Annotated in this window: 23 protein-coding genes; 11 read left to right on the top strand and 12 right to left on the bottom strand. The window is 37.4% G+C overall.

Annotated elements, in window-relative coordinates; all coding sequences use genetic code 11:
* Window positions 1–6: 6 nt before the first annotated feature.
* Window positions 7–783: a sulfite exporter TauE/SafE family protein gene (locus F936_RS00720; RefSeq protein ID WP_004639670.1), complete on the top strand. Its 777-nt coding sequence runs from the start codon at window positions 7–9 to the stop codon at window positions 781–783.
* 213 nt (window positions 784–996) lie between these two features.
* A complete protein-coding gene (locus F936_RS00715) occupies window positions 997–1,440 on the top strand; it encodes a hemerythrin domain-containing protein (RefSeq protein ID WP_003653765.1) in 444 nt (147 codons plus the stop codon).
* A gap of 7 nt (window positions 1,441–1,447) precedes the next feature.
* On the opposite strand, the gene F936_RS00710 is transcribed toward F936_RS00715, so the two are convergent.
* The 3 genes from F936_RS00710 to serA all read right to left on the bottom strand — a co-directional run bounded on the left by F936_RS00710 (window position 1,448) and on the right by serA (window position 4,619).
* Window positions 1,448–2,311, bottom strand: coding sequence for an EamA family transporter (locus F936_RS00710; protein WP_004639668.1), 864 nt, complete (start codon window positions 2,309–2,311; stop codon window positions 1,448–1,450).
* 92 nt (window positions 2,312–2,403) lie between these two features.
* Window positions 2,404–3,288: an EamA family transporter gene (locus tag F936_RS00705; protein ID WP_004639666.1), complete on the bottom strand. Its 885-nt coding sequence runs from the start codon at window positions 3,286–3,288 to the stop codon at window positions 2,404–2,406.
* Window positions 3,289–3,386: 98 nt separating this feature from the next.
* The gene (serA, locus tag F936_RS00700; RefSeq protein ID WP_003653762.1) at window positions 3,387–4,619 is read right to left on the bottom strand and encodes a phosphoglycerate dehydrogenase; all 1,233 of its coding nucleotides are present in this window, start codon (window positions 4,617–4,619) and stop codon (window positions 3,387–3,389) included.
* A 368-nt stretch (window positions 4,620–4,987) separates the two neighbouring features.
* Between serA and F936_RS00695 the strand changes: the two genes are divergently transcribed.
* Window positions 4,988–6,397: an FAD-binding oxidoreductase gene (locus tag F936_RS00695; protein WP_005043994.1), complete on the top strand. Its 1,410-nt coding sequence runs from the start codon at window positions 4,988–4,990 to the stop codon at window positions 6,395–6,397.
* Between the two features lie 95 nt (window positions 6,398–6,492).
* Window positions 6,493–6,861 (top strand): hypothetical protein, encoded by a 369-nt coding sequence (locus F936_RS00690; protein ID WP_004639658.1) that lies wholly within the window; start codon window positions 6,493–6,495, stop codon window positions 6,859–6,861.
* Window positions 6,862–6,905: 44 nt separating this feature from the next.
* Here F936_RS00690 and F936_RS00685 read toward each other — a convergent pair whose 3' ends face one another.
* Window positions 6,906–7,220 carry a putative quinol monooxygenase gene (locus F936_RS00685; protein ID WP_005043993.1) on the bottom strand — a complete coding sequence of 105 codons (315 nt, stop codon included), beginning with the start codon at window positions 7,218–7,220 and terminating at the stop codon, window positions 6,906–6,908.
* 13 nt (window positions 7,221–7,233) lie between these two features.
* Window positions 7,234–7,821: an NAD(P)H-dependent oxidoreductase gene (locus F936_RS00680; protein ID WP_005043992.1), complete on the bottom strand. Its 588-nt coding sequence runs from the start codon at window positions 7,819–7,821 to the stop codon at window positions 7,234–7,236.
* Between the two features lie 241 nt (window positions 7,822–8,062).
* Between F936_RS00680 and F936_RS00675 the strand changes: the two genes are divergently transcribed.
* The gene (locus F936_RS00675) at window positions 8,063–8,428 is read left to right on the top strand and encodes a hypothetical protein (RefSeq protein ID WP_005043991.1); all 366 of its coding nucleotides are present in this window, start codon (window positions 8,063–8,065) and stop codon (window positions 8,426–8,428) included.
* 364 nt (window positions 8,429–8,792) lie between these two features.
* Entirely contained in the window at window positions 8,793–10,022 is a 1,230-nt protein-coding gene (gene craA / locus F936_RS00670) for a chloramphenicol efflux MFS transporter CraA (protein WP_005043990.1), read from the top strand.
* 39 nt (window positions 10,023–10,061) lie between these two features.
* Here craA and F936_RS00665 read toward each other — a convergent pair whose 3' ends face one another.
* From F936_RS00665 to F936_RS00645, 5 genes are all read right to left on the bottom strand, one after another.
* Complete coding sequence (locus tag F936_RS00665) at window positions 10,062–10,598, bottom strand: hypothetical protein (protein ID WP_005043988.1); 537 nt, start codon at window positions 10,596–10,598, stop codon at window positions 10,062–10,064.
* A gap of 25 nt (window positions 10,599–10,623) precedes the next feature.
* Entirely contained in the window at window positions 10,624–12,774 is a 2,151-nt protein-coding gene (yccS, locus tag F936_RS00660) for a YccS family putative transporter (RefSeq protein WP_005043986.1), read from the bottom strand.
* A gap of 203 nt (window positions 12,775–12,977) precedes the next feature.
* Window positions 12,978–13,553: a superoxide dismutase family protein gene (gene sodC / locus F936_RS00655; protein ID WP_005043983.1), complete on the bottom strand. Its 576-nt coding sequence runs from the start codon at window positions 13,551–13,553 to the stop codon at window positions 12,978–12,980.
* A gap of 123 nt (window positions 13,554–13,676) precedes the next feature.
* Window positions 13,677–14,795: an AI-2E family transporter gene (locus F936_RS00650; protein WP_005043981.1), complete on the bottom strand. Its 1,119-nt coding sequence runs from the start codon at window positions 14,793–14,795 to the stop codon at window positions 13,677–13,679.
* A gap of 123 nt (window positions 14,796–14,918) precedes the next feature.
* Window positions 14,919–15,563: a ParA family protein gene (locus F936_RS00645; protein WP_016801804.1), complete on the bottom strand. Its 645-nt coding sequence runs from the start codon at window positions 15,561–15,563 to the stop codon at window positions 14,919–14,921.
* 158 nt (window positions 15,564–15,721) lie between these two features.
* Between F936_RS00645 and F936_RS00640 the strand changes: the two genes are divergently transcribed.
* Entirely contained in the window at window positions 15,722–16,189 is a 468-nt protein-coding gene (locus F936_RS00640; RefSeq protein ID WP_003653742.1) for a Holliday junction resolvase-like protein, read from the top strand.
* Between the two features lie 138 nt (window positions 16,190–16,327).
* Window positions 16,328–16,891 carry a hypothetical protein gene (locus tag F936_RS00635; RefSeq protein WP_005043978.1) on the top strand — a complete coding sequence of 188 codons (564 nt, stop codon included), beginning with the start codon at window positions 16,328–16,330 and terminating at the stop codon, window positions 16,889–16,891.
* A 50-nt stretch (window positions 16,892–16,941) separates the two neighbouring features.
* Here the strand turns inward: F936_RS00635 and F936_RS00630 are convergent, their stop codons facing one another.
* Both F936_RS00630 and F936_RS00625 read right to left on the bottom strand, forming a co-directional pair.
* Window positions 16,942–17,475, bottom strand: a complete 534-nt coding sequence (locus tag F936_RS00630; protein ID WP_026055568.1) for a hypothetical protein — start codon at window positions 17,473–17,475, stop codon at window positions 16,942–16,944.
* 26 nt (window positions 17,476–17,501) lie between these two features.
* Window positions 17,502–18,290, bottom strand: a complete 789-nt coding sequence (locus F936_RS00625; protein ID WP_005043973.1) for a class I SAM-dependent methyltransferase — start codon at window positions 18,288–18,290, stop codon at window positions 17,502–17,504.
* Between the two features lie 127 nt (window positions 18,291–18,417).
* On the opposite strand from F936_RS00625, the gene F936_RS00620 reads away from it, so the two are divergent.
* The 3 genes from F936_RS00620 to F936_RS00610 all read left to right on the top strand — a co-directional run bounded on the left by F936_RS00620 (window position 18,418) and on the right by F936_RS00610 (window position 23,848).
* Entirely contained in the window at window positions 18,418–19,695 is a 1,278-nt protein-coding gene (locus tag F936_RS00620) for a hypothetical protein (RefSeq protein WP_005043971.1), read from the top strand.
* A gap of 413 nt (window positions 19,696–20,108) precedes the next feature.
* Window positions 20,109–21,542, top strand: coding sequence for an amino acid permease (locus tag F936_RS00615; RefSeq protein WP_005043970.1), 1,434 nt, complete (start codon window positions 20,109–20,111; stop codon window positions 21,540–21,542).
* A 1,031-nt stretch (window positions 21,543–22,573) separates the two neighbouring features.
* A complete protein-coding gene (locus F936_RS00610) occupies window positions 22,574–23,848 on the top strand; it encodes a Glu/Leu/Phe/Val family dehydrogenase (RefSeq protein WP_005043968.1) in 1,275 nt (424 codons plus the stop codon).
* Window positions 23,849–23,938: the final 90 nt, after the last annotated feature.

Here is a 23,938-nt window from a genome sequence, read left to right as displayed (position 1 = left end):
TAGAGCATGGGTATGGAATGGGATGTTATCCTGAGTTTGATCTTTTTTGCGTTTACTGCGGGAGCGATTGATGCTGCTGTTGGGGGCGGCGGACTTATTCAGATTCCAGGTCTTATGAGCACTTTCCCGACCATGCAGACTGCAACGGTGATTGGTACTAATAAGCTTTCTTCAATTTTTGGTACAGCATCGGCTGCTTATACTTTTGCGAAAAGAGTGAAATTGCAATGGAAACTTTTAGCAGTTATTGCCATTTGTGCTTTGATTAGCTCTTTTGCTGGTGCTGCCTGTTTATCCTTAATTCCTCAATCTGTATTGCGTCCTTTCATATTTGTGATGTTGATTGTGATAGCAGTTTATACGCTAGTTAAAAAGAACTTTGGGCAGGTTCATACTGAACAAAAAATTACTAACAAAATGCTAATTTTGGCAGGGATTGGTAGTTTGGCGATTGGTTTTTACGACGGTATTTTTGGCCCAGGAACGGGAAGTTTCTTTATCTTCTTCTTTATCCGCTTTTTACAAGTAGACTTCTTGCATGCTTCTGCCTTATCCAAAATTGGTAATTTCATGACCAATTTGGCTGCATTGAGTTTCTTCATTCCGACAGGTCACGCTATTTTGCACATTGGCTTAATGATGGCAGTCGCGAATGTATTGGGTTCTATTGTTGGGGTGCGTACCGCACTTAAATACGGTAGTGGTTTTGTCCGTATTATCTTTTTAATTTTAGTCAGTATCCTGATTTGCCGTTTGGGCTATCAAATGTTTGTAACAGGCTAAATATTTCGAAAAGTATGAACTGATCAGGAGGCGAAGTTCATACTTTTTACGATGCCATTCAAAATCATAAATATAAAAATAATTACAGAAGTTTACTAGAAAGAAAACTGTGTAAAAAATAGTCTCATTCTAAGCTACTTAAACATTATAAATTTCAACGTATGATAAACCTTGAAATAAAAAAGATTTTTTAGCTAAAAAATGAGGAAGAGAATGAATATTTTCGAAGCATTAAGAGAAAGCCATGAAAATCAACGAAACCTTTCTGAACAATTAGTTCAGACACATGGTTTAACCGAAGAAAGAAAAGAATTATTTGATGCATTAAAAAACGAACTTTATGCTCATTCTGTTGCCGAAGACCGTTATTTATATATCCCTTTAATGTTTGATGATGTTGGTTTGGATATTACGAGACATGCTTTATCTGAGCACCATGAAATGGATGAGTTGGTCGAACAGCTCGAAAAAACGGATATGAGTAGCCCAAGCTGGTTAGCAACCGCCAAACAGTTGAGTGAAAAAGTCCATCATCATTTAAAAGAAGAAGAGCATAAATTTTTCCAACAGGCGGGAAAAATTCTTAAAGACAGTGAAAAAGAAACGCTTGGTAATAAATATTTAAAGGAATATAAAAAGTATAAAAAGCAGCAATAGTATTTAACTATGCTACTTTTTTAGTACTTCTTAAAGTAACCCCAATCGACGCTAGCATTACACAAGCTAAAGCCACCCATTGCAGCATGCTGATTTCTTCGTGAAGTAATAAGAAACCCGTTAATGCTGCCAATGCGGGTGCTAAACTCGTGAGGGTACCGTAAGTTAATTTATTAAGTTGTTTGAGTGCCATCAAATCAAGAGCGTATGGAATAGCAGTCGCTAAAATAGCAATGAGTACTGCTTTACCCCAGTACTGCGTCTCAAGTAATGCGGGAGCATTATGCCAGATACCAATGGGTAGTAAGGTCAGTGCAGATAATCCAATTCCGATGGTTAAAGCATGCATACCTATATTCTGGGTCACAACTTTCTGACCAAAATAAATATAGAAGGCCCAACAAAATCCAGCACCTAGCGCACATGCAGCACCCACATAGGAAAAGTGGTGTTGCGTTGGGTCTTGCCAAGGTACCATCAGTGCAATACCTAACATCGCAAGTGCGACCCAAATGTAGTCACTCTTTTGTTTAATAGAAAGTAGAGCAAGACCTAATGGTCCAATAAATTCTAAACCAACTGCAATGCCTTGAGGTAATTTTCCAAGCGACGTATAAAATAAAATATTCATGAGACCTAAAGATGCGCAGTACATCAATAAATCATGCCATTTTAAATAGGGTAAGCGTGACCAGATTTTCCACGAACGGAACATGATAGCGACAATAACCGTTGCAAAGCTCAGCCTTAAAATTGTAACGGTCAGAGGGTCTAATATTGCAATGAGTTGCTTAGCAAATGAAGCACTGATTTGATATGAGACCATCGACAGAATCATATAGAGCACAGCAATAATGGGAAGATTCTGCATGGAAAATACCCGAGGGCCTCATCTAATATTATTTAAAATAAGAATGTTCAATTATAGCGAATACCATGTTCCAACTCGCAGGTTGAGTCGATTTAAATGACTGTTTTTCTACGTTCCTGACGTGCTTTTTGGGTGGTTATGGTACAACCGACGGAAGCTGCAATAATTGTTGCGAGTGCCAGCCATTGATTCCATAACAAATATTCACCTAAAAAGATAAAGCCAGAAAGTGCAGCAACTGCGGGTTCTAGGCTCATCAATGTTCCAAAACTTAACGGTGTTAAATTACGTAGTGCTAGCATTTCTAAAGAGAATGGTAACGCGCTGGCTAAAATTGCTAAGCCAATAAAATAAAAAAGATAGGGGAGCTCTATAACTTGGCCCATTGACCCTGAAAAAAAAGTAATTGGTAGCAATACACATGCGCCTACAGTCATTCCTAAACACACAGTGTGGTTACCTGAAATGCCAGAAGGCTTTTGACCAGCAATAATATAAAGCGCCCAGCATGCACCCGCACTAACCGCAAATAATACTCCGATCCAATCCAGACTATGAGCTTGATTGAAAGGGAAAAGTAAAATGAGGCCAATAATCGCGAAACTGACCCAGACAAAATCATATTTTTGGCGTGCGTGATATAAGGCTACACTTAAGGGACCAATAAATTCAAAAGCGACGGCAATACCAATTGGTAATCGCTCAATTGACAGATAAAAAAGTGCATTCATTCCAGCAAGAGCAAATCCATAAGCCAAGATCGCTTTCCAACGAACCTGACTAAAATTAATTCGCCAAATTTGGAAAATAAAGGCAAGAATCATTGCACCTAAACATAGGCGCATTGCGGAGACAGTGAGCACAGGAAAGTTCTGAAACAGAATTTTAGCTAAAGATGCACTGCTTTGTACGCTTAGCATAGCGAGAATGAGAAAGCCCAAAGCATGTAGCTGAGATTTCTGGTTCGAACTGGACATTTTATTATTTGATCGATTGGTATACTTTTCACATGATAATGTAAATGCCCATAAAAAAGCCACAGACAATGCTGTGGCTTTTAAATTTACAGTTCGTATTAGAACAATACGCGCACGCGAATTGTACCTTCAACTTCATGCAACATATCTAATGCTTCGTGAGAAGCAGAAGCGTCAACGTCCATTACGAGGTAACCAATGTCACCTTTAGTCATGAGTGATTGACCAGAAATGTTGATGCCTTGCTCAGCAAACAAGTTGTTGATTTTAGACAATACGCCCGGTACGTTTTTGTGGATGTGCAATAAACGGTGTTGGCCAGCAGTAAGTGGTAACGCGATTTCTGGGAAGTTCACCGCAGAAAGCGTCATACCCTTGTCAGAGTAAGCAACAAATTTCTCTGCAACTTCTAAACCGATGTTTGCTTGCGCTTCCATGGTTGAACCGCCAACGTGAGGAGTCAAAATCACATTGTCTAAGCCACGAAGTGGAGAAACAAACTCTTCACCATTTGCTTTTGGTTCTTTAGGGAATACGTCAACTGCTGCACCAGCAATATGACCAGATTTGATTGCATCTGCTAAATCTTCAATTACTACACATGTACCACGTGCAGCATTTAGGAAGATTGCGCCTTCTTTCATTTTTGCAAATTGTGCTTTAGTGAAGAAGTTACGTGTAGATGGAACATCGGGCACATGTAATGTAACTACATCAGCAGTCGCTAAGAGTTCGTCTAACGAACCAACTTGGCGAGCATTACCCATTGGTAATTTAGTCACTGCATCGTAATAAATCACATGCATACCTAAGCTTTCAGCAAGAACAGAAAGCTGAGAACCGATGGAACCGTAACCTACAATACCTAAAGTTTTGCCACGAGTTTCGAAAGAACCGACAGCAGACTTATCCCAACCACCACGATGACAAGCCGCCGATTTTTCAGGAACACGGCGAAGAAGAAGAATCGTTTGAGCAAGTACAAGTTCTGCAACCGAACGCGTATTTGAATACGGTGCGTTAAATACAGGAATACCACGTGCCATTGCTGCTTTAAGATCAACTTGGTTTGTTCCGATACAGAAACAGCCCACTGCGATCAATTTATTTGCAGCTTCGAAAACTTCTTCAGTCAATTGGGTACGCGAACGAATACCAATAAAGTGAGCATCTTTAACCGCTTCTTTTAGCGCTTCGCCTTCAAGAGCAGTTTTGCGATAGTCAATATTGGTGTAACCCGCAGCGTTTAAAGTATCGACTGCGTTTTGGTGAACGCCTTCTAACAAAAGGAAACGGATTTTATCTTTAGGTAGTGAAAGATGTTGGCTCATTACGGCTCCGCTACAAAGGCCAAATTTGGTGGCGGTATAATAACATAATGGGCGGTGCTATAGATATTTCGTTTGCGCCATCGTCTTATGGCAATTTTATCTATATCTAATCACTTCTATTTATGGCTTGTTGATAGTTTCAAAATGTGGTTGTCATTTTAACTTAAAAAATATTTATGCTTTGAAGGTTCATAAAAAGTCATTTATGAAGGTTAAACATGTTTTGTAGTGACAGTATCTCTATTCTGAACTTTATCGCTTGTGCGGTTACATGTAGAATATAGCTTATGGCTTTGCTCAGGTGAAAACTCTGAGAAATATTACGCCATAGTCCCACCATAGTTTACTTTTTGCTAGGTCTGCAAACGATGAATGCTCCAGTCGCTTTAACACCTGAGTTACTTACCCAATTAACGGCAATCGTCGGTGAAAACCGTATTAAAACTGATGCTGATAGTCTCGAAAACTGGGGTAAAGATCATACTAAGCATTTTAATCCGAACCCATCGGTCATCGTTTTTCCATCGACCACTGAGCAAGTTCAAGCTGTTGTGAAGCTTGCGAACCAGTTTAATATCGCAATTACCCCTTCAGGCGGCCGTACGGGTCTCTCTGCTGGTGCTGTTGCAACGAATGGTGAAATTGTCATTAGCATGGACAAGATGAACCAGATTCTTGAGTTCTTCCCAGCAGATCGCATGGTGCGAGTGCAAGCTGGTGTTGTGACTGAACAATTGCAGAATTATGCTGAAGAACAAGGTATGTATTATCCTGTTGACTTCGCGTCAGCGGGTTCTAGCCAGATTGGCGGTAATATCGGAACCAATGCCGGTGGTATCAAAGTCATTAAATATGGCATGACCCGTAACTGGGTACTTGGTTTAACCGTTGTCACTGGTAAAGGTGATATTTTACGTTTAAACAAAGGCATGGTTAAAAATGCAACTGGTTATGCATTACAGCATTTATTTATTGGTGGTGAAGGTACATTAGGTTTAGTAACTGAAGCGGAAATTAAACTTGAGCGTCAACCGCAAAACCTACAAGTTTTAGTTTTAGGTGTTCCTGATTTTGATGCAGTAATGCCTGTATTACATGCTTTCCAAAAAGATATCGACTTAACTGCATTTGAGTTCTTTGGTGAACTTGCAATGCAAAAAGTTTTAGATCATGGACATGTACAACGCCCATTTGAAACTCAATGTCCGTTCTATGTATTACTTGAGTTTGAAGCACCATATGAGCCGATTCTCGATAAAGCGATGGAAATTTTCGAGCATTGTATGGAGCAGGGTTGGGTACTTGATGGTGTAATGAGCCAGAGCCTAGACCAAGTAGAAAGCTTGTGGCGTTTACGCGAAGATATTTCTGAATCAATCGCGCCGTTCACTCCATATAAAAATGATATTTCAGTATTAATTACTCACGTACCTGCATTTATTCGTGAAATTGATGCAATTGTTCAAGAGAACTATCCTGATTTTGAAATTTGCTGGTTCGGTCATATTGGTGACGGTAACTTGCACTTAAATATTTTAAAACCTGAAAACTTAACCAAAGATGAGTTCTTTGCGAAATGTCAGGTTGTGAATAAATATGTATTTGATACTGTTAAAAAATACGATGGTTCAATCTCTGCCGAGCATGGCGTAGGTATGACGAAAAAACCGTATTTGGAATATTCACGTTCGCCTGAAGAAATTGAATATATGAAAGCGTTGAAGAAAGTATTTGACCCGAATGGTTTAATGAATCCGGGTAAATTATTTGATCTGTAAAAAAGTAGGCATCTTTAGAACTACATAGTTTCTACAGAGTAACCGACAAAGGCATAGCATCATAAAGCTATGCCTTTTGTTTTTTGGTGATAAAAATGCAACGTTTATTTTTAATTTCAGCTCTCTGTGCTGGACTTTTCACTGGGTGTGCGACAACCAGTAAATTCATACCTTTTGTAGGTTCAGAAACCCCAATGCAACAAGTACTTAAATCTCAACCTGAGATTGTAAAAGAGCACAACAATACCTCAGTTCAGCAAGTGTTTAACCGTGTGGAATCACCAACTGTTTCTCGTATTACTGTCATTCAAACAGGTTTAATGGACGACTCTGTTTCTGCAATTCGAACAGAGTATGCATTTAAATTGGTTGATGAAAAGTGGCAATTGCAAAATAAGCAAAAGAGCTATCAATGTGCGAGAGGTAAAGGCTCTAGAGGTTTCCAAACGCAACTTTGTTCTTAAGCAAAAAAAGACGATAAATATATCGTCTTTTTTTATGGGTTAAATTATACGCCACTTTCTAAAATTTTAATTTTCACATCAATTACATCATCTTTAACTGCTGCATGATGGGCTTGCATATGAGGTGTAGCCAGATGTGCTTCAAGATGGCTAACACTTTCCCATTTTTCTAACATCACAATCGTGTCAGGTTCTTTGGTTTGAAAACTGGCATTTGATATGTGATCAATCAAAGGCTCGTAGCCATGGCAACCATCTTCTGCTAAAACAGTTGGAATGATTTTTTGAAATGCATCCAATACATTTTGGCGATGTTGTCCACCCGATTTAGTATGAATTTCCGCAATAATAGTAAGCATGGATTTTTCCTTATTAGGCTGCTGCAAATACACTATTCAAGTGGGTTTTATATTCTTCAACATAACTATCAACGTCAGGCATTTTAATCACATCATTGACAATAAAAGTAGGAAGTGTGCTCATGCCTAAGAACTGATTCGCTTTATGAAAGGGTAAATAAACACCATCAACACCTACTCCATGGAAAAACTGATCTGCATCATCAAATGCTTCCATCGGGGCATTCCATGTTAATGACAACATATATTTTTTGTCATGAATTAAACCGCCTGAACCGTATTTTTTTGCGGCATCAGAGCGGCTACGGCCATCGTTTGCATAGAGTGAGCCGTGACCCACAGTAAATACGTCATCAATATATTTTTTTACAGTCCAAGGCGCACCCATCCACCAACCTGGCATTTGATAGATCACAACGTCAGCCCATAAGAATTTTTCAACTTCATTTTCTGCATCGTAGTTGCTATCGGCACGGGTCACTTGAACTTCATGTCCGAGTTCAGTGAGGTGTGAGCTTGCCAGTGTGGTTAATGTGTCATTTAATTCACCATTTGAATGTGCAAATTGTTTGGCGCCGTTAATGACTAAAATCTTACTCATGGGAGTTACTCTAATTAAATTCCTAAATTTGAAATCTACTCTACGGAATTTACTTTTATAGAAAAATGCATGAATTGGAAAAATATTCTTGATTAAAAATCAACAATTAAATAGGAATTCGAATTGTGAAATAAATTTAGATGAATAATATCAATAACTTTAATCTTATTTTACAAAGTGCTACGGAAAAACTTGTTGGTGAGCTTTAGCATTAAGTTTGAGTAGAGCTAAGAGATTACATATGAAAAAAATGAGTTTGCTGATTGTTTGTAGCTTAGCAGTGCTAACAGCTTGTGCTCCAGCTAAAAATTCTTCTGCTCAACTTGCTGATAGCCCGATTCAAGCAGTATTACTTGATCAACCAGATCTTCTAAATGATGCAAGTAATTTGGACATTTCACAGCAAATGAATGCTGCCGATGATCCCTCTAATGCTCAAGTCACTATTTTACAGACAGATCCTAGCGAAGATGCGATAACAAAAGTTCGTACAGAATATTTATTAAAGCGAGACGAGCAAGTCTGGAAAATTGTGAATAAAAAGCAAAGTTATCAATGTACGAAAGGGCAGGAAACCCCAGATTTCCAAGTTAATCCTTGTCCTTAATGATTAATTTTTATTATAGATGTGGATAACTTTAAGGTTATTCACAATAAAAAAAGTATGGCTGTGGGTAAAAAAAATAAGATTTAAACTTCTTATAATTGTCCGATTGCTGAGCAATTCAAAAAATGCTATTGTTGCGCTCGGTAATTATGCCAACTGGTAAAAATTATCAAATCTTACGCCATATAATTTTTCTATTCTTAGACACCCTGTGAATACGGTGTTTCACATTCTAAACATGCACTCTCACGGCATATAAAAACTTAATTAAAGATTGATTGACCATACTGTCATCATCATGACTACATCCTATTTTATATGTAGTTGTAGAGACATATGGCCGCTATTTTGAAGTGTACAACTCATGAAAAATATTCAAACGACAACGTTGAACCGTACAACGTTGATGTTTCCTTTGGCCTTAGTGCTATTTGAATTTGCGGTTTATATTGGTAATGACCTGATTCAGCCTGCAATGTTGGCAATCACTGAAGATTTTGGTGTAAGCGCAACTTGGGCACCGTCTTCAATGTCATTTTACCTATTAGGCGGCGCCTCGGTTGCATGGTTACTTGGGCCTTTGTCAGATCGTCTTGGGCGTAAAAAAGTACTTTTGGCTGGTGTCTTATTTTTCGCCTTATGTTGTTTTTTAATTTTATTAACCCGACAAATGGAACACTTTCTGACATTACGCTTTTTACAAGGTATTGGTTTAAGTGTAATTTCAGCAGTAGGCTATGCTGCTATTCAAGAGAGTTTTGCTGAACGTGATGCAATTAAAGTCATGGCACTCATGGCAAATATTTCATTGCTTGCACCTTTGTTGGGACCTGTACTCGGTGCTTTCTTAATTGATTATGTGTCTTGGCACTGGGGCTTTGTAGCCATCGCTGTATTGGCATTACTCAGTTGGGTGGGTTTAAAAAAACAAATGCCAAATCAGCAGGTCAGTGTTACCAAGCAACCTTTTAGCTATCTTTTCGATGATTTTAAAAAGGTATTTAGTAATCATCGCTTTTTAGGTTTAAGCCTTGCTTTGCCTTTGGTGGGTATGCCTTTAATGCTTTGGATTGCCTTATCTCCAATTATTTTGGTAGATGAGTTGAAGCTCACCAGTGTGCAATATGGTTTAGCTCAATTTCCGGTATTTCTAGGTCTAATTATCGGGAATATTGTTTTAATTAAAATTATTGATCGCCTGTCTTTAGGTAAAACGGTCATGATCGGTTTACCTATCATGCTGATTGGCACACTCATTTTAATATTAGGTGTAGTGTGGCAAACCTATTTAATTCCTTGTTTACTCACAGGCATGACATTAATTTGCTTTGGTGAAGGAATTAGTTTCTCAGTTTTGTACCGCTTTGCACTGATGTCATCTGAAGTATCAAAAGGAACTGTTGCGGCAGCAGTTTCGATGCTGCTTATGATGAGTTTCTTTGCCATGATCGAGCTGGTACGTTATCTCTATACTCAATTTCATTTGTGGGCCTTTGCATTATCTGCTTTTACATTTATTGCGCTCTGGTTTAGCCAACCACGAAATGCTTTAAAACAGGAAATGCAAGAAAGAAAGCTCCAAGGAAATGATTAAAAAAAATACCGGAATTTATATTCCGGTATTTTTTTTTAACTATTCTTTTAACATTTTTTCCATTTCTTCGCGGTCTGTTTCATAGGTACAACCTAGTAATGTCATCGGACTTTTTCCGGTCATTTCTGATAAGTTGAGATTATGATAAACAGTAAAAGAATCTGCTGTTGCTGGTTCTGTCTTGACGGTGCGAACACCTCTAAAAAAAGGTAACGTTTTAAAGTCAGGATGTTGAGGTATATCAAATTTTTTCGAAAGTTGATTAACATTTGCATTTCGGAAAACGGCTACTATGCCTTGACCCGCCAAAGCAATTTCATGAGTTTTAATACCAAATAATTGAATGGGCTGAGCTGCTTTATATAAATAGATGAACGGTTGCTCAGGATCATCAACTTTTTTAAAACCAAGTGCTGATAAATTTTCATCATATTCAGAAGCAAAATTGGTATAAGTTTCTTGATCTGATTGACATTCTATAATCTTTTTTAAATCATTTATTTCAAATGCATATGATGTGCTACTCAGCAATAAAAAAGTGGCACAAAGAAATTTATATATCTTTGGAAAGTACATTTTTATCCTCAATAAAGTGTTATAGCTATTTAATTTCTTGCTCTAAAAGTTTGTCTTTAAGCATCAGCAATTCTGGTAATGTTTCTAATAATAAACTGATTTGTTTCAAGACTAATGTATATTTCTCGGAAAGTTGTTCATGAGTGGTTAGGCCTCGAATTTCTTGCAATGTTTGCTCAATATATGTGTTGTCGGGTAGTGACTGCTCAAGTACGCTTTGACTAAGAATTTGCTGGCAACGCAGTAATAATTGTAAAACTTGTTCTTCATCAATTTTTTGTCGTTGACTGCCTAACGCTGCCACATAGCTGAGTTGACTGTGGCTATAAACCAAATAACGGAAAGCATAATGAATGAGTTCTGGATTAGGATTGGGCTCGGCACTTAAGCTTGAGATCATGTTTGATAGCTCAATTTGAGCATTATGGGCCGCACGACGAATTCGACGGTACTCTATGTCTTGATTTTTGCCATATTGGTATTGCTCCACAATCACATTGAAATAGTCGAGCGTCGCTTTGCTACTTTTCTTAATATTGTTAGGAATATTGCGAAAATTCCAATCAGGCCATATAAAACTTACAGCGAGCCATGCAATAAAACAGCCTAATAGCGTATCTATAAGGCGAGGTAAAATAATGCTGTAGCCTGCACCCTTTAAATTAAAAATTAATAGCACCATGAGGGTAGCCATAAGCGTAGCCAAAGCATATTTCTTTTGCCGTAAGTAAAAAAAGCATACTCCACAAATAATCGTAATGATGAGCTGGCCTTCAATACTAGGTACAAAATATAAGATTGGTATTCCTAATAAAACACCGATTAATGTCCCAATTGTTCGAAGCTTAAGGCGGCTTTTAGTCGCAAAATAGGTAATCTGACAAACAAATAAACTGGTCAGTAAAATCCAGTAGCCATGCTGAGCAAAGGGTAATAATGAAATGGCATAGCCCGCGGCGAAAACGACAGCAATTCGTACCGCATGTCTGAACAATGCAGATTGAGGGGTAAGCTGTTGCCGAAGTTTCAAGATCAGATCTGAAAACCCTTGAATATCATCATCAAGTAAATTTAAGTGCTCTTGCCTTGTCTGGGTATTATTTTCAGGGAAGGGCTGTGCATATTGCAGTTGTTCAAACTGTTCATGCATTCCTTTTAAATTATCAAAAATGAGTTTTAAATTTTTAACTTCAAAATTTTGTGGATGTTGTTGTATCCAGTCCTTTAAAGAACTCTCTAAGTGATTTAATCCTGTCTGGCTTTCTTGCGAAGGCTGAGATGGCCGATTATATAAAATACATTGGGCTAAGTCCTGACAAGCTTGTGCTTGTAGGCGCAGATTTTTTTGGAAACGGAAAATAAGATCACTACGGCTAAAGTTCTGTTGAATATGTTCGTAATGTAAATAATTAGAGGTTGCTTGCTCGTGAATGTCTCGCGCAAAAAAATACAGGTTTAGCCAATAGATACTTTTATTACTCACCCGTGAAGCCTTTAGCCGAGTGAGTAGGGAACTGCGTATTTGATTCAGGCTTTGAGCCACTTGCGTATTTTGTAAGGACAGTTCATATAAGAGTTGTTCTACATTCTCTTTATTGTCTGGATCAAATAAACGTGCTTTTGCCTGTAGTAGAACAGAAATTTCTTTAAAAATTTGTGAGAGTTTATCTTGTAAGGGAAGTGTAGGTTTAATAATAAAAAATAAAATAGAGGTGAAACCGTACCACAAAGCTCCATAAACAAAGTAGGTAGGCTGCTGATACCAATGAGCATATTCTCCTAACCCGAACATGCTATAAATGGAAAGCAAAATAGTGCCAAACGAAATCGTGGCATAACGTTGCCCTAAAGCCCCTAATAAAATGAAAAAAGCGCTAGAAATTGAGAGATAGAGAATAAAAAAGATTTTGTAGGGAGCGAGAAATCCAAGAATGCTACTGACTGTAAAAAATAGCAGGCAGACATAGACTAAGTTGCGTAATCGAATGCTTAAACGGTCATCAAAGTCGGTTAACGCTGCTGCAATTGCTCCTAAAGTCACAGGAACAATCAGCTCGTTATGGCCTAGTGAAAGCAAACCTAAAGTTGTGCCTGTGAGTACAATCAGAATTTGCAGACAATAAATTAAAATCGAGTTTGTCTTAAAACTATTAAATATCTGGGTCAAATAATTCACGGCTTTTGTTCTAAATTAGAGAATACGTGAGAAAGCAGTATGTAACTTTAAATTTTTATTACTTCAAAAATATTATTCTTTTTATCTACAAAAGTCAGTCATTTTTTAAGATTTTATTAGGCTGAAACCAAGTTATAGCGATCAATAAATTAACAAAATTGTGGATATCTTTTTAGATACCCACAATTTAATAAACATATAAATTATTTAATCACACCACATGCGATTCGTGCTCCGCCACCGCCGAGAGGCAAAGGTGAGTCTGAGTAATTGTCGCCACCCGCATGAATCATGATCGCTCGACCTTGAATGTCTGCAAATTTCAATCGAGGTGCGATCACAGCAGTTGTTGCAACACCAGTATTATCGACCACTAAAGCAGGTAGATCGCCTAAATGGCCAGTCGTTGGCGTACCATGATGAGGAGCTTGGTTTGGATTGTAGTGACTACCAGCAGCTAAAGCAGCACCAGGTTTTCCCTCTTTCTCAGCAGGGGCACAAGAGGCATTTTCGTGAATATGGAAACCACGAGTACCGCTAGGTAAGTCAGCTAAAGCAGGAGTAATAATTAAACCTTTGTCGCTATCTTGAAAGCTAATGGTACCTATTTTTTTACCAATACCATTTGCGGTAACTTCATTTACATCAACCACTTTCTTCGTATGCATTGTGGTTAATGCGTGAGCCGTGTCGGATACAGTTTTTGTGACTGAACTACAGCCGACTGTAAAAAAAGCTGTAAGCGCAAAGACTGCGCCAATTTTATTAAAAGTCTGCATGGTTGGATGCCCTTATAAATATATATGTCTGATTATTAGATTCAAACAAAGTAAGGCTTAGCCTACAAGTTAATTTAAATAGTCACTTTGTATCTTGAAACATTTTTAAATTAAATAAGTATGTCACTCTTTATGATTGGAGGATTCACTCTCAGAATCATAAATCATGGTCGTTTTGGGCATAGGTTCAGGTTCAATGGTTTCATGTAACCATTCACGCCAAATCGCCAGTAAAATAGCCAAAATTACAGGTCCAATAAATAATCCCACCAAACCGAAACTCGCAATACCACCTAACACACCAAACATAATTAATAGGAATGGAATTTTAGTGGCACCAGAAATAACAAGCGGGCGAATCACATTATCTGAGCTACTTACAATGAGTACACCCCATACAATTACACCAATTGCTTCCATAGTTTGTCCCTGAGAGAACAACCAAAGACCGACGCCTAGATAGGAAATTGGTGTACCAAATGGGATTAAAGCTAATATGAAAGTAGCAATAGTAAGTACCATTGGATTTGGTACACCTGCTACGAAATAACTTAATCCAGCTAAAAAAGCTTGAGCAATGGCAGTTAAACCGACACCATAGACTACGGCACGAGTCGTTTCAGAAATCGTATCAAGATAATGGTGAATGCGAGGGCCTATCACCATTTCTAAGGCTTTACTCACCTGAGTTAAGATGAGTTGACCATCACGGTAAAAGAAAAAGAGGCTAAATACTGCAAAGCCAAGTTTGACAATATTTTTACTAATTTCACCGAGCAGCACACGGCCATAACTTAAATGGCTTTGTACCCAAGCTGCAATGTTCTGAATGGTACTATTAGGATCGTTATTTAACTCATTGAGTGTGCGAGAAATCTCTTTTCCAACAAAAGGAAGATCGCGAATAAAATCAGGAACGCTTAAATGACCCGAAAAAACCTGACGTTGTAAATCAAAATATAAGTTGCGGCCTTCATGCTGCAAAATAAAAATAGCGCATGTAAAAGGTATGCCAACAACTAAAATGACCAGACTAATCATTAGTGTTGCATTTAAAGTATTACGGGTTTCTCCAAAAAAACGCTGAATTCTTAGATAAATAGGCCAAGTCATATAAGCAATGATGGCAGCCCAAAGTACAGGAACAATAAAGTATTTCAGGATATTAAATCCTAAAAAAATCAAAATAAAAAACAGCCCAAACAATAAAACGCGCTGTAAATTAGGAGCGTATGGATGCACGAACAATAATTCTCTAATTTTCTACGTAGAATAAAGTCATATTAACTGAAAAATAACCTGAGGCAAATTTTAAGGCCTGAATGTAAAAATACTCATAGCCAATTCTTAGAGATCAAAATTCACTTAAAACCACTCAGCTTTATCTTCAACTAACTTGTTTAGAACAGGTTGCCATTGATCTTGAATACTAATAAAGTTTTTTTGTGGTTTATCAAAAACACTTAAATCTTGCATAGCTAAGCTACCATAAGCACTGCGTTCAGAAATCCATGCAACAGGTTCCTGTTCAATTTTTTCAAAAAACTGTTGAATATCTTTTGAGCTTGCACTGTTCGGTTTTACCCGATTAGCAAGAAGTAAAATCTGTACTTTGCCTTTACGAATACGTTTAATATCTTGTAAATGCTTTAAAAAGCGGCGAGTACTGTCTATATCAAAAAATGAAGGCTGAAGTGGAGTAATAATGGCATGAGCTTCGCTGATGAGTTGTTCAGCATGTTCACCTGAAAGTGCACCAGGCGCATCAATAATTAAATAGTCCAGATTTTTGGGTGCATCACCAATTGATTTTTCATGACGCCAGTCGAGGCTCTGAATCGTTGCGACGCTATCGGGGCGTTGTTTTAACCACTGTAAGGCCGATTTTTGGTTATCGGAATCTGCTAATGCTACTTTATATCCTTTTTGTGCCAATGCTGTTGCCAACGTAATGGCCGTCATGGTTTTTCCGCATCCGCCCTTCTGATTTGCAATAAGTATCGTTTTCATAAATCCAATTATTTTCAGCAGCACATTTGTTTATGTTTTATACCTTAGCATCTTTTTATGAGAAGTAGATGACCGCATTTGACAAAAGTTTAAGCTGTTTCGTTATTTTAGATATGATTAGATCTGCAATGTTGATTTGTGCTTGTTAAGGAAAGTTTATGTCTGTATGGCTTGCCATGCTAATTGGAGCGGGTATTGGTATTATTATCACTACTATTATTTTATCAAATACTCGCAATGGCCGAATTAAGGCTGAATATGAGCAATATATTGCTGAACTTGAATTGGAACACCAACAAGCTCTGACTCAAGCACAAAAGCGAAGCGTGAATACAAGTCGTGCGGTGTTGAAAGGGAAAATGGCAGAACAATTCGCTCCCATTTTGCCAGAATTTCAGTATCTACCAAGCGATGCAAAATTCATGGGCGATCCGGTGGATTATATTATTTTTGATGGATACACTGATTTCCGAGATGGTGATGGAACGGCAGAAGACATTAATATTATTTTACTTGATGTAAAAAGCGGTGGGGCAAGGCTAACCAAAGGCCAACAGGCAATTGCACAAGCTGTGCAACAAGGAAAGGTTCGTTTTGAAACTTTAAGAGTGGATTTTGAAGATTAAATTTTTAATTTTGAGTGCACAAAAATAGACGAAATTAATCTGTATTGTTACTAAATTCCGATATTTTTTTCATGGCTTGCGACTACTATAAATTGAGATCTATTTAATTTGATCTAGCAATATTCGAGGTGTAACGCGATGAAAAAACAACGTTTGATGATGGGCTTACTGGCTGCTATTGGCATGAGTTCAGCATTTGCATCGACCTCAAGTGAATATAATATTGCCCAAGGTTTGAACCCTGTTGAAAAGGACCAGTCTATTTCAGTATTACAGCCTTTTCAGGGGAATTTCAGAATCTTGGGTTCAAAAGTTTATCAAAATGATGAACAAGCTAAGTTTTCACCTATTGACTATGCAGTAAGCTGGGGTTTGTTTGCTCAGCCTGAGATTGCACGTCATATTTCAGTAAAACAATATGACCGTTATCTAAACTGGAAAATTCCTAAATTACCTGTTCCAGCAGAGCAGGCGATGCAAATGGTGTCTAATATGCACATCATTCCTGCGAACCCGCAAATCGCCCAACAGATTAAACAGGTAAAACGTGGAGATCTGGTCTATCTCAAAGGTGACCTTGTCGAAATTAAAGATAAAGATCTAGTCTGGAAATCGTCGCTTACACCAACTGATACAGGTGATGGTGCTTGTGAACTATTTCGTGTGCAATCTATTCATTGGGTTGAAAAGCAAAATATATAATTTAAAAAGCCTTCATAAATATGAAGGCTTTTGATTAAGGAATGTAGTACTTATTTCTGTTGCGATGCTTTCCAATATTTTAATTGATTTTGTGCTTGTAAATAGTCGGCAAGATCATTGACCTGCTCATCTTTAGTCGCGTGTTTATCACTCAAGTGTTTTTCTTGGTTTTCCCAATATTGGTAGAGTAGGCCTTGTATATAACGGCCTTGTTCAGTTTTTAAATCCAAATCTTTTAGCATGGTAAGAGAAGAGCGCACATTATCAAGAGTACGTTGTTGCTCAAACTCTGTAGTGAGGGTTCCAGCTTCATGCATTTTTGCTAATTCGCTTTCCATCTCGTCACTCATTTCTGTAAAGCGGCGGTCATAATCCTCTAGTAGCGCAATATCGTGTGCATCATCAGCAGTCGCTGGAAAAGTCTTAACAGGTCTTTCATTCAGTTTTTCTAAAACCTGATCGGTAGATGAGGTGGCAGAAGGTTGCTCCGTCTTAGCAGGCTCATCCGCTTTTTTACAAGCAGTAAGAAATAGGCTAGAGCAAAGCAAAGACATTAATATGACCTGAGGTGTTTTCTTCTTCATAACTTTCAACCAAACCTATTCACTAATTATTTAACGGGTAACGTACTTTTCTGAAAGTGATATGCATACGTAACATATGGAAAATCAATCTGATCTTGAGGACCTAATCCCGTAAAATCATAAACAATTTTTTCAAACTGTGCTTTGAGTTGTAATTGATCTTTTTCAGTCATTGCAGCAATAAAACTTGTTGAGAGTAATCGTTTGCTCACCACTTGTTCGACACTACCTCGTTGTGACTGTGTAAACGTTTGTAGGCTATCAAACACAAATAAATCCTGCTGTTCAAATACGATTTTCCACTTTTCACTATGATAACGGGGTGTATCTCCTTCAAGTGGAAGTAGAAAATCAGCTAAAGCTTTGACCCAATCCGTACGCTCATCGCGTTGATTCCAAACCAGCCCTAAATGTCCTTGTGGTTTTAATATCCTATACATTTCTGTTAGGGTATCTATGTTGTCAAACCAATGAAAAGATTGCGCACAAATAATGGCATCAATTTTATGGTTCGCTACAGGAATAGAATGGCTAAAAGCCTGTAATGTTTTGATATCAGGATAAACGTGTTGAAGCTGCTGTAACATCTCGCCAATTGGCTCAACTGCAATAATATCTGCATGTGTTTGTTTTAAGTAGGGTAAGAATTTGCCAGTACCCGATCCAAGATCGATAACAGTAGAGTTTTCCTGTATTTGGAGGTAATTTTGCAGCCAACTCACTATTTCTGCGGGATAATTAGGCCTAACTTGCTGATACAGTTCAGCAGCTGAGCTGAAGCCTTTTTGAGCGGCAGGATGTAAGGATTGTGTCATATTTTGCGCTTTTTAATCTGACTGGCATCTATAAAATAAGATACTCCGCAATCATAAATTGGCAAAACACCTATTTTGTTTCATTTTTGACGTTGTATGTGGGAGCAAATTTTCTTTCGGTGTGAGCATGGATAAGCAAATTATTTTTGAAGACGAACACATTAGAGCCATTTTTTTATCAGGCGATTCTAATACATTGGTTCTCTCTTTTGGCGATTTGATTACCCGAGCGAGTGGCTTATCTATCAATGCTGAAAAGTCCCTAATTAAATACCAATACAATGTTATTGGGATAATGCCAAAACAAAAATCATGGTTTCCTCAAGCGAGCATGATTGAGCTGGCGAAAACAATTTCGCCTGTTCTTCAGGGTTTTAAAAATATTGTGGGTTATGGCGGTTCGATGGGCGGCTATGCAGCAATCAAATATTCTAATTTATTGAATATGAACCGTGTGATTGCATTTGTACCTCAATATTCAATTGATCCTGACTATGTTGAAGATCGACGCTATGCTGAGTTTTTTGATGCGGTAGCAAATAAAGACATGCAGATCCAGCTGCAAGATGTGGATGCAGCGCGTGAATACGTCATTGTTTATGACCCTTATTTCTCGATTGACCGCGAACATTACCTAAAAATAAAAGAGCTATTGCCAAACTTACATACGATTCATTTGCCATTTACTGGTCATGAAGCATTGTCAGTATTAGCAAGTTCAAGTTTATTGCATGATTTTATTGAGCATGAATTTGACGAAATTTATTTTTATCAACAGGTTCGTAAGGTCAAAAAGCAAAGTAAGTTTTATTTCCGTAATGTACTTGCACATGTTCTTTCGCATCATGACGACATGTTGTTAAAGATATTACGCCAAAATGATTTTCAGCTAGATGAACGTTATTTTGATAACCCACTTAAACAGGCTATTACTCGTAGCCTTATGAAAGCAAAGCAGGCAACTGAGCTAGACTTTCAAAAACTGGGTATTAAGGTGCAACAAACTCAGCAAGAAGTGACTTATAAAGAAGGGTTACAGAATAGCTTTAATTCAATTTTGGTATTCAACCTCATTAATTCAAAGTTTGAGAGTTATGCTTTAGATGTTCTATTGGCAAATAAGTCATATTTGATTCCCATTGTGGCTGAACATACTGGTGTAGTGCACATTGAATTAAATAATGAAATTTATTTGTTAGGGATGAATGATCGCAAAGTCATTAAATTGTTCAAGAGCAAAGAGCCTTTAACATCTGACATGAGTCCGTTTGTAATCAAAAAATATTCCGACTTTTTTGCAATTAGCTATAAACAATTAAATTTATCTTGTGATGAACATGGGATGTGTGAATTTATAGAAGGTTCAATCACGCCTACTGAACAACTAATCTCAATCGCCTATTAAACCTTTCTAGTGGTTAAATAAAGCTCAAGTCTAAAGATTTGGGCTTTATTTTTTGCTTAAAAAATATTTTTTCATTAATTTATTTGTATATTAAATTCAAAGTCATTATTTAAATAAATGATGTGTTTGTTTTGTGAATATCTGGCGTATTAAATACAAGCATTATAAATTAGGTGAAAAAATATCATGCTTTAAAGTAAATGGTCTTTGCACATATATAAAGTAAATAAATGATCCAAGGCTAATTAAAATACAACTATAACTTTAAATTTTAATAAGTATTTGTTTTTTATTTATATGTTATTTATGTGGTGAGGAGTTGTTTAAAATAAGTTCACTATTTAAAGATAATTGCATATTTATTTTTTTATCCTAAAATGATTTTTTACTAAATTGTCGTTACAGTTTTTTATATGCAATCATTAAATTATCGGAATAATGATGCATCGCAACATGGAAGTTCTGCACCTTTGAAACGAGCAATGAGTACTCGACATTTGGTGATGATCTCCCTTGGCGGTGCCATAGGTACAGGTCTTTTTTTAAGTTCTGGTGATGTAATTTCTCAAGCAGGCCCAATCGGGGCAATTATTTCTTATTTTTTGGGTGGTTTAATCGCCTACACCGTAATGCTATGTCTCGGTGAACTTGCAGTTCATGTACCTGAATCGGGTTCTTTTGGAGAATATGCCCGCCGTTATATCGGTCCAGGCACAGGATATATGATTACTTGGCTGTACTGGTTAACTTGGACTGCCACATTGGGGACTGAGTTTACCGCTGCCGCTTTACTGGTTCAGGAGTGGTTTCCAACTACCTCTGTTTGGGCTTGGACGCTGTGTTTTGGTGCCCTAGTTTTTATTCTGAATGTGAGTTCAACTCGATTGTTTGCCGAGTCTGAATTTTGGTTGGCACTTGTCAAAGTTATCACGATTATCTGTTTTATTGGTTTGGGGCTGTTGGCAATTTTTGGCTTTATTCCTTATCAAGGGCATGAAACTGCACCATTGTTTAGTAATTTGACAGCCCACGGCTGGTTTCCAAACGGTTTATTCCCAATTTTTGCAACTATGCTGATCGTTAATTTCGCATTTTCGGGTACAGAGTTAATTGGTGTAGCGGCTGGTGAGACTGAAAATCCTGCGAAGACAGTCCCAAAAGCGATTAATGCAGCCATTTGGCGTCTACTAATTTTCTTTGTTGGTACCATTGTTGTGATTACTTCGCTATTGCCATTCGAGCTTGCTGGTTTGAATGCAAACGAAGTAAGTAATAGTCCTTTTGTGACTGTGTTTAATTACATTGGTATTCCTTATGCGGAAGATATTATCCGCTTTGTAATCATTACTGCTTTACTCTCAGCTGCCAATTCTGGTTTATTTGCTGCTTCACGTATGATGTGGTCACTTTCAGTAAAAAACCAATTACCAAAAATATTTTCAAAGCTTACTCCTTCAGGAACACCGATTGTTGCCATTACTGTGACGATGTTTGGTGCAATACCTGGGTTGCTTTCAGAGCAGTTTGCCCCTGAGATGATCTTTAAAAATTTATTGGGTGTTGCAGCATTTACCATGGTGGTTGTGTGGATTGCAATTTGCGTATCTCAATTCAATTTCCGTAGACAGTGGTATAAATCTGGGAAAACTGCAAAAGACTTACGTTTTGCTGCTCCTTTATTTCCTTTGACTCCAATTGTGGGTGGTCTGTTCTGTGCTGTTACTTGCATTAGTATGGTAGTTGATCCCTCTATGCGGGTTGGCTTTATCTGTTGTATTGTTTTTATTCTTTTATGTTATGCGAGCTACTTCATTTTTTATCACAAGAAAGATGTGGTACAGAGCTAAGTGTTGTATGCTTTCACCAGCGTAGTCTAAAGGTCCCATTTGGGGCCTTTTTTATGGTCTGTAGGAAATTAAGAAGGATGGATTCTGTATATTTTTTTTAAAAATGAATTTTTATTTTTAATCATGGAAACAAATGTTGTTCTATAAATTCACCATTTATCGGATTTTTATTAATATTTATTTATTATAAATATTTGATTAAGTCTATGTTTGGTCTTGTTATTTAATAAGGTGGTGTTTTTAGTTTTTTAGAATAGAGGGGTGGAATAGGGTTAATATGGATTTAATGTGGAGAATAGATAATTTTTTGATGGTTTTTGAAAAGATTTAATTTTATAACTAATTGTTATTTATGATTAAAAATATTTACATTTTTCATATTTATGGAAGTTTATTTTCTATAAATTTTTTTTATTAGAGTTAAGGTTTTTTTAATATTTGTTGTTTTTTTATTATAAAAGGCAGTGCGATTTGATTATTTTTTCTCTGCTTATTTATTTTAAAATGTTCTAAATGAGCGTGCTCTGTGCTATATTTATTGGAAGATTTTATATCTATGTTTCGGCTTAATTTTAAGCAGTATGTATGGAAATAATTAATCTGTAGCATTATTGAACAAAGTTTATTTTTAAAAAGACTAATGGAGGGATCTATCGATTAGTCAAAAATAATTTTATGGACTCATGATTTTTGTAAATCATAGTTCTTTTTAACTCCCAAACGGTTATGTCACTTCTTTTGTATTCATATTTCAGCCGGCTGGTTTAGTTGGTTGTAGTTAGTTTTTGCTTTTATAAAGCTATCTTTATAAACAGTAATTTAGACAAAAGAAAACTTGTAAAAGATATCGATATATAAAAGTAGATCATACTTTTCGTATCAACAAATGGAATTTAAAAAGTCTGATGCTTTAGAAGGGCAGAAGATTTGGTAAATAAACTAAGGCATTGTTATTGCAAAGTTTTAGTTGCTAAATAATAAAGATTGCAGATTTATCAAATCTGAATCTATGAAGGTATATAGGAAAAAAGATGGCAGATCTTTCATACGTAAATGAACACAGCGATGCTTGGCAAACTTACTTGGCACAAATTGACCGTGTTGCTCCATATTTAGGTCACTTGGAAGAGTATATCGATACTTTAAAACGCCCAAAACGTGCGCTTATTGTAGACGTGCCAATTGTAATGGACGACGGTTCTATCCAGCACTTTGAAGGCTACCGCGTACAACACAACTTGTCTCGTGGCCCTGGTAAAGGTGGTGTTCGTTACCATCCAAATGTTGATTTGAATGAAGTGATGGCGTTGTCTGCATGGATGACAATTAAAACTGCTGTTTTGAACTTGCCATTTGGCGGTGCAAAAGGTGGTATCCGTGTTGATCCGCGTAAATTATCAAATCGTGAATTAGAGCGTTTGACTCGTCGTTATACGACTGAAATCGGTCACATTATCGGGCCTCAAAAAGATATCCCTGCTCCAGACGTTGGTACAAATGCCAATATTATGGGTTGGATGATGGATACTTATTCTACGAGCCAAGGTTACACAGTAACAGGTGTTGTAACTGGTAAACCAGTTCACTTAGGTGGTTCTTTAGGTCGTGTAAAAGCGACTGGTCGTGGTGTATTTGTTACAGGCCGCGAAGTAGCTGCAAAAATCAATTTACCAATTGAAGGCGCGAAAATCGCTATTCAAGGTTTTGGTAACGTTGGTAGTGAAGCTGCTTTCTTGTTTGTTGAATCAAAAGCGAAAGTTACACACGTTCAAGACCATACAGGCACTATTTTCAATGCTGATGGTATTGATCTTGAAGCGTTACGTGATCACGTAAATGCAAATCAAGGTGGTGTTGGCGGCTTCGCTGGTGCGCAAGCAATCGCTGATGAAGATTTCTGGACAGCAGAAGTTGACATTATTGTTCCTGCTGCATTGGAAGGTCAAATCACTGTTGACCGTGCTGAAAAACTTAAAGCTAAGTTGATTTTAGAAGGTGCAAACGGCCCGACTTATCCTAAAGCTGAAGATGTGTTAGTTGAGCGTGGCATTGTTGTAGTGCCTGACGTGGTATGTAACGCCGGCGGTGTAACTGTAAGTTACTTCGAATGGGTTCAAGACATGGCGAGCTACTTCTGGACCGAAGAAGAAATCAATGAGCGTTTAGATAAATTGATGGTTCAAGCTATGGATGATGTTTGGAATGCAGCAAACAGCAATGCTTGTACTTTACGTACAGCAGCTTACATCTTGGCATGTGAGCGTATTTTAAAAGCTCGTAAAGAGCGCGGTATTTTCCCAGGCTAATCTGCGGAAATTACTTTTAGAAAAAGTGGTCTGAGCAAATACAAAGGATGTTATAGGGTTTATTTGTTCAGTCCCTTTTTCTGAATTATT

Origin of the sequence: Acinetobacter calcoaceticus DSM 30006 = CIP 81.8 (genome assembly GCF_000368965.1) — a bacterium.
Lineage (GTDB): Bacteria > Pseudomonadota > Gammaproteobacteria > Pseudomonadales > Moraxellaceae > Acinetobacter > Acinetobacter calcoaceticus.
This window is presented reverse-complemented; position numbering and strand designations above follow the sequence as displayed.

Coding starts and splice junctions, on each gene's coding strand:
- F936_RS00685 (WP_005043993.1), bottom strand. CDS start 7,220: ATGCTTACTATTATTGCGGAAATTCATACTAAATCGGGTGGACAACAT.
- F936_RS00625 (WP_005043973.1), bottom strand. CDS start 18,290: ATGACACAATCCTTACATCCTGCCGCTCAAAAAGGCTTCAGCTCAGCT.
- F936_RS00695 (WP_005043994.1), top strand. CDS start 4,988: ATGAATGCTCCAGTCGCTTTAACACCTGAGTTACTTACCCAATTAACG.
- F936_RS00705 (WP_004639666.1), bottom strand. CDS start 3,288: ATGTCCAGTTCGAACCAGAAATCTCAGCTACATGCTTTGGGCTTTCTC.
- F936_RS00615 (WP_005043970.1), top strand. CDS start 20,109: ATGCAATCATTAAATTATCGGAATAATGATGCATCGCAACATGGAAGT.
- F936_RS00610 (WP_005043968.1), top strand. CDS start 22,574: ATGGCAGATCTTTCATACGTAAATGAACACAGCGATGCTTGGCAAACT.
- F936_RS00665 (WP_005043988.1), bottom strand. CDS start 10,598: ATGTACTTTCCAAAGATATATAAATTTCTTTGTGCCACTTTTTTATTG.
- F936_RS00715 (WP_003653765.1), top strand. CDS start 997: ATGAATATTTTCGAAGCATTAAGAGAAAGCCATGAAAATCAACGAAAC.
- sodC (WP_005043983.1), bottom strand. CDS start 13,553: ATGCAGACTTTTAATAAAATTGGCGCAGTCTTTGCGCTTACAGCTTTT.
- craA (WP_005043990.1), top strand. CDS start 8,793: ATGAAAAATATTCAAACGACAACGTTGAACCGTACAACGTTGATGTTT.
- F936_RS00620 (WP_005043971.1), top strand. CDS start 18,418: ATGGATAAGCAAATTATTTTTGAAGACGAACACATTAGAGCCATTTTT.
- serA (WP_003653762.1), bottom strand. CDS start 4,619: ATGAGCCAACATCTTTCACTACCTAAAGATAAAATCCGTTTCCTTTTG.
- F936_RS00640 (WP_003653742.1), top strand. CDS start 15,722: ATGTCTGTATGGCTTGCCATGCTAATTGGAGCGGGTATTGGTATTATT.
- F936_RS00710 (WP_004639668.1), bottom strand. CDS start 2,311: ATGCAGAATCTTCCCATTATTGCTGTGCTCTATATGATTCTGTCGATG.
- F936_RS00680 (WP_005043992.1), bottom strand. CDS start 7,821: ATGAGTAAGATTTTAGTCATTAACGGCGCCAAACAATTTGCACATTCA.
- F936_RS00675 (WP_005043991.1), top strand. CDS start 8,063: ATGAAAAAAATGAGTTTGCTGATTGTTTGTAGCTTAGCAGTGCTAACA.
- F936_RS00720 (WP_004639670.1), top strand. CDS start 7: ATGGGTATGGAATGGGATGTTATCCTGAGTTTGATCTTTTTTGCGTTT.
- F936_RS00645 (WP_016801804.1), bottom strand. CDS start 15,563: ATGAAAACGATACTTATTGCAAATCAGAAGGGCGGATGCGGAAAAACC.
- F936_RS00635 (WP_005043978.1), top strand. CDS start 16,328: ATGAAAAAACAACGTTTGATGATGGGCTTACTGGCTGCTATTGGCATG.
- F936_RS00690 (WP_004639658.1), top strand. CDS start 6,493: ATGCAACGTTTATTTTTAATTTCAGCTCTCTGTGCTGGACTTTTCACT.
- F936_RS00630 (WP_026055568.1), bottom strand. CDS start 17,475: ATGAAGAAGAAAACACCTCAGGTCATATTAATGTCTTTGCTTTGCTCT.